This is a genomic window from Escherichia sp. WS1451 (assembly GCF_046487365.1).
GTDB lineage: Bacteria > Pseudomonadota > Gammaproteobacteria > Enterobacterales > Enterobacteriaceae > Escherichia > Escherichia coli.
In genome coordinates, this window is record NZ_JBJQJP010000033.1 from 1 (window position 1) to 14,878 (window position 14,878).

Genomic DNA, 14,878 nt, shown 5'->3' on the forward strand with positions numbered 1-14,878 from the left:
GTGTGGTTCGGGCGTAGGTGAAGGCCATCATGACCCGCTCACCCGGCAATACAAATGCCACCTGACACTGGTACACCTGCTCGTTACCCCGGAGAAACTGGCTCTGTATTTCCAGTCCTTCTTCACCGTCATTAATCCCCACCCGTGTTACCTGAACGGGCGTGTAGTGAAGATCCTTTACCTGTTTCTCCAGTTTTTTCATTTGCTGTTCAATCTGGGAGGCTAATTCGTCTCCTTCCTGCATCTGGCCCCGGCTGATAATGAGTGCAGCGTCGGGATCGCTGAGGCGCAGCATATTAATAGTACTGTCCTGAATAATATTCCCGGAAAAAGTTACAACAGTTTCATTGAGATAATACTCCGTCATAATGATATGAGTCCTTTTAAATTAATAAATTATTTAATGATGGTTTTTGTTTATTTTTTAGTCATGAAGGCGACATCTATCGCCAATTGAAGGGCTGTTTTTTCCGATGTTCCTGGCGGAAGTATATCTGCCGCCCTGTTATTCATATTTAAATCAAGCTGACCTGATTGTGTATTTATCTTTCCATTTTCTGTTGCAGTAATATTAAAATTCTTACAGGTTATATTAAATATTCCGTCACTGGTCATTTGCAGGATAGTGTTCCCACAACTAAGAATTATGGAATCTCCCGCAGCAAGGCGTAAATTCTGTACGGCCTGAATCGTTTTATTTTGTCCGGCAAGGGAGGTATCATCCATCTGAACTGTAAGAGAACGTTCCTCACCAATTATCGCTGTTTCTGTTTTATCAATGACTTTAAGGCGATTATTGCCCACCCAGTGGCTTTCATTATTATTTACTTCAATCCGCTGATCTTTTTCGGCATGTAGCCAGACCTCTTCACCGCCAGGTTTATCCTCAAAACGTAGTGCGTTGGCATTGGTTGGGCCGCCGCCGATAGTGTGACTGTAAAATCCGCTTTGCGTCGCTGCGCTCGGTAGTCCCCACGGTGGCATGGTGTCCTGATTGTAGGTACGCCCAACGATTATCGGTAAATCCGGATCACCGTTTTTGAAATCCACCAGTACTTCCTGACCAATGCGCGGGATCTGAATGCCACCGAATCCTTTACCCGCCCACGGATAACTGACACGGACCCAGCAGGAACTATTTTCGTCATTCTTACCGTAACGATCCCAGCCAAACTGAACTTTCACCCGGCCATATTTATCTGTCCAGATTTCCTGCCCTGCCGGGCCGGTGACGATGGCGCTCTGCGGGCCTTTAGTGTGGGGTTTGCTCAGAGTTCGTTGTGGGCGGTAAACTTCGCTGGTGGGATGCAGTTCAAAGCTGGTTGAGTAAGAGAAATGCTGCTCCTGGCCGCTGTGTTGCGCATTGTCCTGTATAAATAGCGTGGTCTGTACCAGCAGATATTCCCGGTTCACTTCGGCTGTCGGATAGTTTTCCAGGGTGAAGGTAAAACCTGTCATCAGGGTACGAATATTGCCGCTGCCCTGTACCCGACTACCTGGGCTACGCTGTTCTTCCATGCGAATGCGTGTCAGCATTTCACCTTCACTCTTTGTGAAGTAATCTCCCGGCCATTCGTAGTGCTCATATTCAGCAAGGCCGGTTTCACGCGGATTAGCCACGGTGCTCTTCAACAGTGAACGCGGCTTCATAAAGTCGAAATCATTCAGCACCCACTGTCCGCTGCGCAGACTTTCATTTGCTGTGATGGTATGGATAAACTCCTTGTCCAGTTTCAGCCCTTTCTGGTAATAACACACCAGCGGCGAATCTGCGCATGCCTTGTGGACATTAATGGCATCAGCCAGCACTAACGTGTGACTGTTCTCGCTGTGCTCAAACCACCAGTAGATACCCCACTCCTGCATCAGGCGCTGAACAAAATCGAAATCTGTTTCACCGTACTGCACCTGCCAGGCGCGAGTCGGATAATTTTCCACCAGTCGTTTTTCCACTGGCCAGGGGTACTCATCCAGTACCTCATCCAGGATCTCCACCACGTTTTTATTCTGAAACGCTTTGTAGTCACTAGTGTGGGTCAGTATTTTTAACCACGGTTCGAGCCGCAGTTCATACACCACCGAACGTCCTTGATGACCAGCCACGCGTGCCGCCGTCACCAGCCCGCTGATATAACGTTTTCCGCCGCCATCCAATTCGATATTGACGCACAGATCTTTGCCCACCATCGGTTTGAGCTGCAGGTTGGCTGCGGGGGAAACATAGCCCAGGTTCAGGATGTCAGGAGTTTTTAATTTAATAGAATAATTAAATAGTTCCCCTACTGTTTCTGTACCCCCTAAGCTTGCAAACAGTAACATTCCATCAGGAACTGCGCTGCCGCTCAAAGTCACGTTATGTGTACCCGATCCAGTTAGTGCGCCGGATGGATAATCTGTAGCTGCAAAACTCATAATTAATCCTTTTAACTAGAAATGGATAAGTGCTAATAAGAAATCTTACAGAGAATAAAATATGCAATATATTCGTAGCTGGCATAAAACATCTCAATACTTATGCGTGCTACTGAAGATACTATCAACCATATATGCCTTGAAGAATGCACCGTCATGTTAACCTGGTGGAAACATTCACCTAAAGTACATTAATAAAACTAATAAAATTATTTAATCTGTTATTTGATATGATTATCATCAAGTCTTAAAATACGTTCTCCGGTTCTAATTATGCTAAAACCATAGTATTCTTTTTTACTTCCGGAAGAGAGCATGTATTTCCCGATATACATAACATCTGAAGATAGCTCACTTATATCAATACATACGGGTTCGAACTGACCTGTCACTCTTTTCAACTTTATTGCATTGCCATATTTACCTTCATATAAAACATAATTTGAAATAATATTCCCATCGTCTGGTTTTGAACAAATCTGTCCGTCTTGCAAATATACACTACCGGGTAACAATGGGCGAACATAATCACCAACAGTGCATCCCGACAAAAAGAAAAACAAAAAGAATCTCTTCATATGACACCCGCAGGAAATAAATTAAGCACCTTTTTGTATTTTTCCGATAGAGTGTTCACTGATTCAGTTGTATCACCTACATAGTTAACATTTGCCAAATCAGCCACCAGTCCATAGTTAATTAATAGCCAATAATCAGCAACTATAGATGCTTGTTGTTCCATGGAATAAGAAGAAATTGACTGTAAATTAAGATCGTAATGATAATTTGCCGCCCAGGAAAATAAACCACGCGACTTAACTGCATACCCTTTCTGATATTGCCAAACATGCATCATTTCATGAATAAACAAGTGAGAAGCACCTGCTACTGTTTCACGATCGCCAGGCATTGCTTGCGATGAATAATCTGAACTATAAACAGCATCAGGATAATACATTTCCCCGTTTGGGGTTATCGCTGTTCTTTCCCCTTGACCAGGCAAATATTTTTCATTGTGGATCCATACCTTGCTATAATCAATTGTATTCTCAAAAGTCGATCTGGCCAATGTTAATTCACCAGATGTCATTCTCCTTAATGACATATCCTTTCCCCTGGAAATAATATCTTTCAGATAAAACACAAACGCTCTTTGATGTTCAACATTCCCACTTTATACAGTATTGATGGCATCATCTTCATAGAAAATGAAATCAAAGCAAGTTATCAACGTTTCCCGTTATGATTTCTTAACATTAATTCTCAGCATTTTTATTAATCTATCTTCAATATCAATAACCGATGCAAATGATTACGCAGTTAACATAATTCTCATCAATTGATTAATATCTGTAAACGCTACCGCCCCACCCTGATATCTTAATCTGCACATAGCAATCTTAACGTTATGCCCCATACATTAGTAATGTAAATTAAGAATTCGGAATATATCAAATTCACTTCATAAATTAATATCGGGAATGATATACACATTAATTATATTGAAGTAATGTTTTAAGAGTTGTAATGACCATGGAACAGGACTAATTCCAGAAACTCCTGTTGGGCAATAGCGCGTTTATCATCCTACATGCCTCTTACATTTTTTAGCCTTTTCTTTAACGTCAGCAATTGGCTCATTTAATCAGCAATGGTATTGGTATTTGGCGTATTACCCCTGAAACCCGTCATGTGCTAGCACCTCACTATTCAATGAGCCAACCACGCCAGTGTCCACTGCAACCACTGGCGTTCAGAGCGACGAACGAGTGGCGCAAGAGTAGGACTGCCGTCGGGCATCATCAAACCAATAGTGGTTGTTTCCGTCAAAATTTCATCAGGTTGCTATTTGGTTGCCGGCCGCCTTTATCCCCACATATTTATAGCGGGATTATTTTGCATCGTTACACGATAAAAGGTAGGATTCTGCGCCGACAGTTATACCCATAAAGAATAATGGTGAATCTTGTCATCGCCAGGATGAATAAACATTGTTCATGGCAACTTATATGACTTTTTCATTAAAGCAATCAGGGAGAGCAATGAGTAAACACGACACCGACACTTCAGATCAGCACGCCGCGAAACGCCGCTGGCTTAATGCCCACGAAGAGGGGTATCACAAAGCGATGGGCAATCGCCAGGTACAGATGATCGCCATTGGCGGCGCGATTGGTACGGGTTTGTTTTTAGGCGCGGGAGCCCGACTGCAAATGGCGGGTCCAGCACTGGCACTGGTTTATTTAATTTGTGGCTTGTTTTCGTTTTTTATTCTGCGTGCATTGGGTGAGCTGGTGCTACACCGCCCTTCCAGTGGCAGTTTTGTCTCTTATGCCCGTGAGTTTTTAGGAGAGAAAGCCGCTTACGTTGCAGGCTGGATGTACTTCATCAACTGGGCGATGACGGGGATTGTCGATATTACCGCCGTCGCTCTGTATATGCATTACTGGGGTGCGTTTGGCGGCGTGCCGCAGTGGGTCTTTGCGCTCGCTGCGCTGACCATCGTTGGCACCATGAATATGATCGGTGTGAAATGGTTTGCGGAGATGGAGTTCTGGTTTGCGCTTATTAAAGTGCTCGCCATTGTGACCTTTTTGGTCGTGGGTACAGTGTTCCTCGGTAGCGGTCAGCCGCTGGATGGCAACACCACTGGCTTTCATTTAATTACCGATAACGGCGGCTTCTTCCCCCACGGTTTGCTGCCTGCGCTGGTGTTGATTCAGGGCGTAGTGTTTGCTTTTGCCTCCATTGAAATGGTGGGTACAGCGGCCGGAGAATGTAAAGATCCGCAGACCATGGTGCCTAAAGCGATTAACAGTGTGATTTGGCGTATTGGTCTGTTTTACGTCGGCTCCGTGGTGTTGCTGGTTATGTTATTGCCGTGGAGCGCGTATCAGGCGGGGCAAAGTCCGTTCGTGACGTTTTTCTCTAAACTGGGTGTGCCATATATCGGCAGCATTATGAACATTGTGGTGCTGACCGCTGCCCTCTCCAGCCTGAATTCAGGTCTGTACTGCACCGGGCGTATTCTGCGCTCGATGGCGATGGGCGGTTCCGCACCGAGTTTTATGGCGAAAATGAGTCGTCAGCATGTGCCGTATGCCGGGATTCTGGCGACACTGGTTGTGTATGTCGTCGGCGTATTCCTCAACTATCTGGTGCCGTCGCGCGTATTTGAGATTGTGTTGAACTTCGCGTCGCTGGGAATCATCGCTTCATGGGCGTTTATCATCGTGTGCCAGATGCGCCTGCGTAAAGCGATTAAAGAAGGCAAAGCAGCGGATGTCAGTTTTAAACTGCCTGGCGCGCCCTTCACTTCCTGGCTGACATTACTGTTTTTACTGAGTGTCCTGGTGCTGATGGCGTTCGATTACCCGAACGGGACTTATACTATCGCGGCGCTGCCGATTATCGGTATTCTGCTGGTTATAGGCTGGTTTGGTGTGCGCAAACGCGTTGCTGAAATTCACAGCACTGCGCCAGTCGTCGAGGAAGATGAAGAAAAACAGGAAATTGTGTTTAAACCTGAAACGGCGAGTTAATTGCAAAATTGCCCGGCTGCGTGCCGGGCAAATTCAAATTACTGAAGAAGGTGCCGGATACGGCGTGATAAAAGTCAGGCAAGTCTCTCCGTTTTCACCCTCGCCATATCTATTACAGCGCAATACGAATCACATCGTCCGGCTGGGTAGCTTCCTGCTGTTTAGTGGATTTTTGTTTCACACTGACATACAGCGTTTTGCCATCTGCAGACAGCGCCAGGCTGTTCGGATGAGTCGGCGTATCGAACGTTTTCACCACTTTATAGCTTTTCGCGTCAATCACACTGACTTTACCTGCCTGACGATGCGTCACGTAGGCTTCATTACGCGCTGGGTTAAACAGCACAGCCAGTGATTCCGGTGCCGCAACCTTCGCAAGAATATTGCCATTACGGGTATCAACCACTAACACTTCTGCCGCTTTAGAATCGGTGATAAATGCACGCTGATTGGTGGTATCAAGGCTGATGTTGATAAAGAAGTGCTCTTTGTCGTCATCCAGCAGCTTTTTACGGCTGAGGATTTTATTGTCGGCGGTGTCGATGGTAATCAATTCGCCGTCAGCGTTAGTGGTGTAAAGACGTTTGCCTTTGCTATCCAGCGCTAAACCGGTACTCATTTTACCGGTGTTCTGGATGGCGGTTTTCAGTTTGATATTCTCGCCATCAACGACCCAAATCACGCTCTCTTTACCAATACCACTGATGTAAACGGTGTTCGTGGCATCATCAGCTACCAGCTCACGCGGTTGCAGCGGGAGCACCTCTTCCGTGCGCTTACGATCATCCAGCACCAGACGGCCTTTCACTTCGCCCGTTTTGGCATCTATCGCCGTGACCGCGCTGTTTACAGTGTTACCAAACCACAACGTCTGAGTCGTGTTATTGATGGTGGCACCAAACGGCTTGAGATCGTTATGGATCGCCTGCGTCACTTCCAGAGTAACCGGATCAAGACGATAAACCACGCCGCCTTTATCCAGTTTGCGGCTTTGCGAAGTGGCGAGCCACAGCGCGTTTTCTTGCTGGCTATAAGCCATTTCGTAGGCACCTTTACCTACCGCTTTACGCAGCATTTCTTCTGCGGCCTGCGTACTGAATGATGAAGCAACAAGCAATGAACCTAACAGTAATGAACCACGCAGGCGCGATGAAAACAGATGACGTAAATGCATGACGACTCCCTTTGATGAACCGATATTTTTGCTGCTTCACAATGCTTCGCTAAGCGTAATCATCGTTACGCCCTTGTTATAAATGGGAATGGTAATCATTATTTTCTCAAATGTGGAGCATTTCTTGCCGTTACGACTACAATTTTCTCAATTACTTAACGTATCGTGCCGTTTCGTTTTCCATAAATTTACAATTTTATTACTATGACGGTGTTTTCCCCATTCTTAACCTGGCTTTTTTCATGAAGATTTTTTCCGTCCGACAGACCGTTTTGCCCGCACTGCTTGTCCTTTCCCCCGTTGTTTTTGCCGCTGATGAACAGACCATGATTGTCAGTGCCGCACCGCAGGTGGTTTCAGAACTGGATACCCCAGCAGCCGTGAGCGTGGTGGATGGCGAGGAGATGCGCCTGGCAACACCGCGCATTAACTTGTCTGAATCACTGACCGGAGTGCCTGGTTTACAAGTACAAAACCGGCAGAACTATGCGCAAGATTTACAGCTGTCGATTCGCGGATTTGGCTCCCGCTCCACTTACGGAATTCGTAGTATTCGCCTGTATGTGGACGGTATTCCCGCCACCATGCCCGACGGACAAGGGCAGACATCCAACATCGATTTAAGCAGTGTGCAAAATGTGGAAGTGCTGCGTGGCCCCTTCTCTGCTCTGTATGGCAACGCGTCTGGAGGTGTAATGAATGTCATCACCCAGACCGGACAACAGCCACCAACCATTGAAGCCAGTAGTTACTACGGCAGTTTTGGCAGCTGGCGCTATGGGCTGAAAGCAACAGGCGCAACGGGCGACGGCACACAGCCTGGCGATGTCGATTACACCGTCTCAACCACGCGTTTTACGACCCACGGCTATCGTGACCATAGTGGCGCACAGAAAAATTTAGCCAATGCCAAACTGGGCGTTCGCATTGATGAAGCCAGCAAATTAAGCCTGATTTTCAATAGTGTGGATATCAAAGCAGATGACCCAGGTGGGCTAACCAAAGCAGAATGGAAGGCGAATCCACAACAAGCGCCTCGTGCAGAACAGTACGACACGCGAAAAACCATCAAGCAAACTCAGGCTGGGTTGCGCTATGAGCGTAGCCTGAGCGCGCAAGATGATATGAGTGTGATGATGTATGCCGGAGAGCGAGAAACGACCCAGTACCAGTCAATCCCCATGGCCCCGCAACTTAACCCGTCACATGCGGGCGGCGTGATTACTCTGCAACGCCATTACCAGGGGATAGACAGCCGCTGGACACACCGTGGTGAACTGGGCGTTCCGCTCACGTTCACTACCGGCCTGAACTACGAAAACATGAGTGAAAACCGCAAGGGCTACAATAACTTCCGCCTGAATAGCGGCGTGCCGGAATACGGGCAAAAAGGTGAGTTGCGCCGCGACGAACGCAATCTGATGTGGAACGTCGATCCCTATTTACAGACGCAGTGGCAGCTGAGCGAAAAACTGTCGCTGGATGCTGGCGTGCGCTACAGCTCCGTGTGGTTTGATTCCAACGACCATTACGTTACTCCGGGTAACGGCGATGACAGCGGTGATGCCAGTTATCACAAATGGCTACCTGCCGGTTCGTTAAAATATGCAATGACCGATGCCTGGAATATCTATCTGGCAGCCGGGCGAGGTTTTGAAACGCCGACGATTAATGAGCTGTCTTATCGTGCTGATGGACAAAGCGGTATGAACTTTGGGTTAAAACCCTCCACCAACGATACAATTGAGATCGGCAGTAAAACGCGTATTGGTGATGGGCTGCTTAGTCTCGCATTGTTCCAGACCGACACCGATGATGAAATTGTTGTCGATAGCAGTAGCGGTGGGCGTACGACTTACAAAAATGCCGGAAAGACCCGTCGTCAAGGCGCTGAACTGGCATGGGATCAACGTTTCGCGGGAGATTTTCGCGTAAAAGCGTCCTGGACCTGGCTTGATGCGACCTATCGCAGCAATGTTTGCAATGAACAGGATTGTAACGGTAACCGGATTCCAGGGATCGCCCGTAATATGGGCTTTGCGTCGATAGGTTATATACCGGAAGATGGTTGGTATGCAGGCACGGAAGCGCGTTATATGGGCGATATTATGGCAGATGATGAAAATACGGCCAAAGCGCCTTCTTATACACTCGTCGGCTTATTCACCGGGTATAAATACAATTACCACAATTTAACCGTGGATTTATTTGGTCGTGTCGATAATTTATTCGATAAAGAATACGTTGGCTCTGTCATTGTCAATGAGTCAAACGGGCGATATTACGAACCTGCGCCCGGACGAAATTATGGTATCGGCGTGAATATTGCGTGGCGATTTGAGTGATTACCTTGATGCCCGGTATTTGCCGGGCACTTACTTTAACGATTATATTGCTGGTATAACATAGCAACGTTTTTTTGCATAATTTCAGCAAGACAATGTCTGCATCCCTCTTTGTCTTTTACTTTTAACGCGGCGAGTAGTTCATGATAGCTTTCTATACGCTCACGTAATTCCGCTGGGTTAATCGCTTCATAAAGATAATGTAAACCAGGTCCCATCCTGATCCACAGTTGCTCAATCATTTCACACAGGATGGGCATATTTGAACGATGATAAATCGCTAAGCGAAATAGCCTGTTCGCATTAATGATTTGTTCCATGTCGCCCTTTTCTTGCGCCTGCTGTAATTTCTCGAGCAATTCCTCGAGTTCCGCCAGGTCTTGCGGGGTGAGGTTTTCAACAGCCAGAGTAACTGCCATTAATTCCAGCTCGTAGCGGATCCGATTGATTTCGTCTAATTGACGTTTCCCCACTTCCGGAACTGTAAATGCTTGCGCTGGTGCGACAGAAAGCGCATTCACCGAAACCAGACGTAATAATGCTTCACGCACAGGTGTAATACTCATACCTAATTGCTCCGCCAGATTTTTAGTAATCAGGCGTGCGCCAGGTTTTAATGCGCCAATACTAAGCTGATGTTTCAGGTCGTTCTCAACCTGCAGAGTCAAACTGACATGTTTCATTTTTCCCGTTCCAGGCATTTTAATTCCTTCGCGTGTTTTCTGTCCAACCCTGCCTGCATGGCAGAAGGAGTTCACCTGGTGTATTAAAGTGAATAATCATAAACCACTCACCTTTGTTGTTATTAGCAGCAGAACAATGACGTGGTTAGTTAATTAAAGCTGAAAATAAGCTTTTTGCCTGGATTTTTATGGCGGCTTTACGCCGCCGTCGTATCTTTAATCATCACACGCCACGCGGATCACCACTTTGCCGAAGTTTTTACCCTTCAGCAGGCCGATAAATGTCTGTGGCGCATTCTCTAAACCGTCAGTAATTTCTTCGCGGTAGTGGATTTTATCCTCTTTCACCCATTGCCCCATCTCCTTCTGAAACTCATGGATGCGGTGACCATAATCCTGAGCGATAATAAATCCTTGCAAGCGAATACGTTTTTTCAGCACCGTAGCCATCAACAGAGGTAAACGATCCGGACCGGGTGGTAGCTCTGTAGCGTTATAGCTGCTCACTAAGCCACAAACAGGAATGCGCGCAGATGTATTAAGTAAAGGTAGCACTGCATCAAATACCTTACCGCCCACGTTTTCATAATAGATATCAATACCTTTTGGGCACGCTTTCGCCAGTTGTTCGGCAAAATCGTCCGCGTGGTGATCAAGGCAAACATCGAAGCCTAACACCTCGGTAGCATGGCGGCATTTTTCCGCGCCACCGGCTACCCCCACCACTCTACAACCTTTAAGTTTGCCGATTTGCCCCACCGTCGCCCCCACTGGTCCTGTCGCCGCCGCAACCACCAGCGTTTCGCCCTCTTTAGGCTGACCGATATCCAGCAGCCCCATATAAGCGGTAAAGCCTGGCATCCCCAGCACACCCAGCGACCACGATGGATTTTGCGGATGATCGCCAAGTTTCACCAGTTCATCACCACTGGATATGTCATAGTCCTGCCATCCACTGTAGCCCAGCACCCAGTCGCCAGGCTGATAATCAGGATGATTCGACTCCACGACACGGCTCACCGTGCCGCCGACCATCACGCCGCCAATATCAACAGGCGGTGAATAAGATGGCTCATCGCTCATACGTCCACGCATATACGGGTCCAGGGACAAATAAACTGTGCGCAGTAACACCTGTCCTTCACCCGGTGTGGCGACATCATCTTCTTCAAGACGGAAATTCTCCGGAACCGGCGCGCCATGCGGACGCGAGGCCAGAACCCAACGGCGGTTACGCTGCTTTTGTTGCCCCATAATGCTCTCCTGTGCTTTTGGCATGAATCCATCAATAGTAGCAGGCTCACGGGATTGGTTTTGTTTGCAGCCGTCACATCCCCTCTGCAACACGCAATAATTTCATCGAGGAATCCGTTGCTTCGGGCTGTTTTCGATAGTATTGATAACATCATCATCATTATTTTATCGAGGCCAGACATGTCCATCCGTTTTGCCCGCAAAGCCGACTGTGCTGCCATTGCGGAAATTTATAACCACGCCGTGTTGTATACGGCGGCTATCTGGAATGACCAAACGGTGGATGCAGATAATCGCATTGCCTGGTTTGAAGCGCGGACTTTAGCTGGTTATCCAGTGCTGGTGAGTGAACAAGATGGCGTAGTGACGGGATATGCCTCGTTTGGCGACTGGCGTAGTTTCGATGGTTTTCGCCATACCGTGGAACATTCGGTTTATGTCCATCCCGATCATCAGGGCAAAGGTCTGGGGCGTAAATTGTTAAGCCGATTGATTGATGAAGCGCGGGATTGCGGGAAGCATGTCATGGTCGCCGGGATCGAATCGCAAAATCAGGCTTCGCTGCATCTCCACCAGTCGCTGGGATTTGTCATCACCGCACAAATGCCGCAGGTGGGCACTAAATTTGGGCGCTGGCTGGATCTGACATTTATGCAGTTGCAACTCGACGAGCGCACTGAACCGGACGCGATTGGATGAATCAGTCGCTCACCCTTGCTTTTTTGATTGCCGCCGGAATTGGTCTGGTAGTCCAGAACACGCTGATGGTGCGCATCACCCAGACCTCCTCTACCATTCTCATCGCCATGTTGCTGAACTCACTGGTGGGGATTGTGCTCTTTGTTTCTATTTTATGGTTTAAACAAGGTATGGCGGGGTTTGGCGAACTGGTGTCCAGCGTGCGCTGGTGGACACTTATACCTGGCTTGCTGGGATCGTTTTTTGTCTTCGCCAGTATCAGCGGATATCAGAATGTGGGAGCGGCGACAACTATTGCAGTACTGGTCGCCAGCCAGCTGATTGGCGGTCTGGTTCTGGATATCTTCCGCAGTCATGGCGTACCACTACGGGCGTTGTTCGGCCCAATTTGTGGCGCAATTTTACTTGTGGTTGGCGCCTGGTTGGTAGCCAGACGCTCATTTTAATCACAGGATGGTGCCGCCTTTGGTTAACTGTTCGTGGCGCGCTTCCATATCTTCTTTATGTTTGCGACCGTGATGGGCGATCGCTGTGCGCAGACGCTGCTGCTGGGTGTAGCGATCTTCCCGACTTAACTCCGCGTCATCGCTCAGGGCGATTAATAATTCGTTCATATGGGCAATGACGCTCTCTTCAATCGCGGCATCCACGCGCGCGATGACTTCATCCAGATGCGACATACTTTCTCCTTAGCCACTTGTGAAATTTATCGATTCATCCAAATGATATAAGTCTGCGTGGTGCCGTCAAGCCAGTGAGTAAGATTTAAAACAGTGAAAACAACAGCGCCACCGGGAAACTCATCGGCCATGTTGCCCCCACCAGAAAGGCGCTTAAGAAACGGATGCGTTTCTTATCGTGAGAAAGAAACCAGGTGATAAGAAATGCGATTGCTGCCATAACCGCATAAAAAACAAGCATGTGTTGATAGAGAGACATGTACGGGCGTCCAGCCAGATGAATAAAACGCGCGCAAATATGCGTCATTTTTTGACGTGCATCAAGTTTTTTCACCAGTTTGAGAAAAAATCATCAAACAGCAACTTGCCCTTATCCATCTTCAGAATGAGTATTATTGCGGATTTTCTTAACCCGTACTATACACATAGGGGCAATGATAAAAGGTGGCAAAAATGAATGTTTCCAGTAGAACTGTAGTACTGATAAATGTCTTTGCTGCTGTTGGTTTGTTTACTCTTATCTCTATGAGATTTGGCTGGTTTATTTGATGTAGTGATTTTGCACGCAGCACGTACTGTGAGAGAAATCAGTGCTCTGACAGTACGCAAGATCATCTCATACTATTACGATCTGCAATATTATCCTTAATGTTTAACCATGACGTGGCGGACGACGGTGTAATCCTCCAGCCCATAAAGTGACATATCCTTGCCGTAACCAGAAAGTTTCTGCCCACCGTGCGGCATTTCACTTACCAGCATGAAATGGGTATTGACCCAGGTACAACCATATTGCAGCCGCGCGCTGACGCGATGCGCCCTGCCCACATCTTTCGTCCATACCGAGGATGCAAGTCCGTACTGACTGTCATTCGCCCAGTTCACCACCTGTTCTTCGTTGTCGAAGAGCGTAACACTCACTACCGGACCAAATACCTCTTTTTGCACGATGGCATCATCCTGTAATGCGCCAGCCAGTAGCGTCGGCGCATAGTAATAGCCATTACCCTTGCGCTTTTCACCGCCAGTGATCACTTTGATGTGCCCTGTCGCTTTCGCCTCTTCTACCGCCTTGCTGACGCGTTCGAGATGCGCCAGCGAGCTTAAAGGTCCAAGCTCCGTAGACTCGTCATCCGGCGAACCCGATTTTAACGTTGCCACCGCAGCACCGAGTTTTTCCACCAGCGTACCGTAAATGCCTTTTTGCGCGTAGAGCCGACAAGCCGCAGTACAATCCTGTCCGGCATTGTAATAGCCAAAAGTACGTACACCTTCGACCACAGCTTCAATATCCGCATCATCAAAAACAATCACTGGCGCTTTGCCACCAAGTTCCATATGAGTACGCTTAATGGACGGCGCGGTATGGCTGATGATGTGTTCCCCAGTGGCGATAGAGCCCGTCAGCGACACCATCCGCACTTTGGGATGTCCGGTCAGCGGATCGCCCACCGTTTTGCCTCTGCCAAACAGTACGTTAATCACGCCAGCCGGGAAGATATCTTTCGCCAGCTCTGCCAGCTTCAACGCGGTCAGCGGGGTAATTTCTGATGGTTTGAGCACTACGCAGTTCCCTGCCGCCAGCGCCGGAGCCAGTTTCCACGCTGCCATCATCAGCGGATAATTCCACGGTGCGATAGAAGCCACGACCCCCAACGGATCGCGACGGATCATCGAAGTATGACCTTCAAGATATTCACCTGCCGCCAGACCATTCAGACAGCGCGCCGCACCAGCGAAAAAGCGAAAGACATCGACAATCGCCGGGATTTCATCATTGAACGCACTACGCAGCGGTTTGCCACAGTTACGGGACTCCAGTTCGGCAAAAACCTGACCATTTTCTTCGATAACATCAGCCAGTTTCAGCAGGCATTCCGCACGCGCTTTTGGCGTGGTTTGCCCCCATTCGGCAAATGCTGCATCTGCCGCGCGCACAGCAGCATCCACCTGCTCTGCGGATGCCTCGGCAATCTCTAGTAAAACGTCCCCCGTTGCCGGATTATAGACAGGCTGTTTTTCCCCTTCGCCGCTAACCAGTTCTCCGTTAATCAGTAACTTATGATGCATAGCATATTCCTGTATCAGT

15 protein-coding genes are annotated in these 14,878 nt (G+C 48.0%); 5 read left to right on the plus strand and 10 right to left on the minus strand.

Annotation, left to right across the window (positions count from 1 at the left end; genetic code table 11):
• From ACJHX7_RS24350 to ACJHX7_RS24365, 4 genes are all read right to left on the minus strand, one after another.
• Window positions 1-367: DcrB-related protein (locus ACJHX7_RS24350; protein ID WP_113844120.1), on the minus strand; the 367-nt coding region annotated here is incomplete at its 3' end.
• Between the two features lie 50 nt (window positions 368-417).
• Window positions 418-2,412 (minus strand): type VI secretion system Vgr family protein, encoded by a 1,995-nt coding sequence (locus tag ACJHX7_RS24355; RefSeq protein WP_094030511.1) that lies wholly within the window; start codon window positions 2,410-2,412, stop codon window positions 418-420.
• 221 nt (window positions 2,413-2,633) lie between these two features.
• Window positions 2,634-2,990 carry a hypothetical protein gene (locus ACJHX7_RS24360; RefSeq protein WP_000819258.1) on the minus strand — a complete coding sequence of 119 codons (357 nt, stop codon included), beginning with the start codon at window positions 2,988-2,990 and terminating at the stop codon, window positions 2,634-2,636.
• Window positions 2,987-3,517 (minus strand): type IV secretion protein Rhs, encoded by a 531-nt coding sequence (locus ACJHX7_RS24365; protein ID WP_094030510.1) that lies wholly within the window; start codon window positions 3,515-3,517, stop codon window positions 2,987-2,989. The genes ACJHX7_RS24360 and ACJHX7_RS24365 overlap by 4 nt, the downstream gene beginning before the upstream one ends.
• A 937-nt stretch (window positions 3,518-4,454) precedes the next feature.
• Here ACJHX7_RS24365 and ansP point away from each other — a divergent pair.
• Window positions 4,455-5,954, plus strand: a complete 1,500-nt coding sequence (gene ansP, locus ACJHX7_RS24370) for an L-asparagine permease (RefSeq protein WP_001300590.1) — start codon at window positions 4,455-4,457, stop codon at window positions 5,952-5,954.
• A 112-nt stretch (window positions 5,955-6,066) separates the two neighbouring features.
• Here the strand turns inward: ansP and ACJHX7_RS24375 are convergent, their stop codons facing one another.
• On the minus strand, window positions 6,067-7,128 hold the full coding sequence (locus ACJHX7_RS24375; protein WP_410231719.1) for a PQQ-binding-like beta-propeller repeat protein: 1,062 nt from the start codon (window positions 7,126-7,128) through the stop codon (window positions 6,067-6,069).
• A 242-nt stretch (window positions 7,129-7,370) separates the two neighbouring features.
• Here ACJHX7_RS24375 and pqqU point away from each other — a divergent pair, with 242 nt between their 5' ends.
• A complete protein-coding gene (gene pqqU / locus ACJHX7_RS24380) occupies window positions 7,371-9,473 on the plus strand; it encodes a TonB-dependent receptor PqqU (protein WP_201489534.1) in 2,103 nt (700 codons plus the stop codon).
• Between the two features lie 35 nt (window positions 9,474-9,508).
• On the opposite strand, the gene mcbR is transcribed toward pqqU, so the two are convergent.
• Window positions 9,509-10,174 carry a colanic acid/biofilm transcriptional regulator McbR gene (mcbR, locus tag ACJHX7_RS24385; RefSeq protein WP_094030508.1) on the minus strand — a complete coding sequence of 222 codons (666 nt, stop codon included), beginning with the start codon at window positions 10,172-10,174 and terminating at the stop codon, window positions 9,509-9,511.
• A 198-nt stretch (window positions 10,175-10,372) separates the two neighbouring features.
• The gene (gene curA, locus ACJHX7_RS24390) at window positions 10,373-11,410 is read right to left on the minus strand and encodes an NADPH-dependent curcumin/dihydrocurcumin reductase (RefSeq protein WP_094030507.1); all 1,038 of its coding nucleotides are present in this window, start codon (window positions 11,408-11,410) and stop codon (window positions 10,373-10,375) included.
• Between the two features lie 180 nt (window positions 11,411-11,590).
• On the opposite strand from curA, the gene ACJHX7_RS24395 reads away from it, so the two are divergent.
• Together ACJHX7_RS24395 and ACJHX7_RS24400 are read left to right on the plus strand one after the other, a co-directional pair.
• Window positions 11,591-12,109: a GNAT family N-acetyltransferase gene (locus ACJHX7_RS24395; RefSeq protein ID WP_001571387.1), complete on the plus strand. Its 519-nt coding sequence runs from the start codon at window positions 11,591-11,593 to the stop codon at window positions 12,107-12,109.
• On the plus strand, window positions 12,106-12,555 hold the full coding sequence (locus ACJHX7_RS24400; RefSeq protein ID WP_001076539.1) for a DMT family transporter: 450 nt from the start codon (window positions 12,106-12,108) through the stop codon (window positions 12,553-12,555). Before ACJHX7_RS24395 ends, ACJHX7_RS24400 begins: the two co-directional genes overlap by 4 nt.
• On the opposite strand, the gene ydcY is transcribed toward ACJHX7_RS24400, so the two are convergent.
• Together ydcY and ortT are read right to left on the minus strand one after the other, a co-directional pair.
• Window positions 12,556-12,789 (minus strand): DUF2526 family protein YdcY, encoded by a 234-nt coding sequence (gene ydcY / locus ACJHX7_RS24405; RefSeq protein WP_000018633.1) that lies wholly within the window; start codon window positions 12,787-12,789, stop codon window positions 12,556-12,558. It abuts the gene before it with no gap.
• An 85-nt stretch (window positions 12,790-12,874) separates the two neighbouring features.
• A complete protein-coding gene (ortT, locus tag ACJHX7_RS24410; RefSeq protein WP_000061178.1) occupies window positions 12,875-13,048 on the minus strand; it encodes an orphan toxin OrtT in 174 nt (57 codons plus the stop codon).
• A 194-nt stretch (window positions 13,049-13,242) separates the two neighbouring features.
• Between ortT and yncL the strand changes: the two genes are divergently transcribed.
• Complete coding sequence (gene yncL, locus ACJHX7_RS24415) at window positions 13,243-13,338, plus strand: stress response membrane protein YncL (protein WP_001303494.1); 96 nt, start codon at window positions 13,243-13,245, stop codon at window positions 13,336-13,338.
• Window positions 13,339-13,434: 96 nt separating this feature from the next.
• Here yncL and patD read toward each other — a convergent pair whose 3' ends face one another.
• Window positions 13,435-14,859, minus strand: a complete 1,425-nt coding sequence (gene patD, locus ACJHX7_RS24420) for an aminobutyraldehyde dehydrogenase (protein ID WP_094030506.1) — start codon at window positions 14,857-14,859, stop codon at window positions 13,435-13,437.
• Window positions 14,860-14,878: the final 19 nt, after the last annotated feature.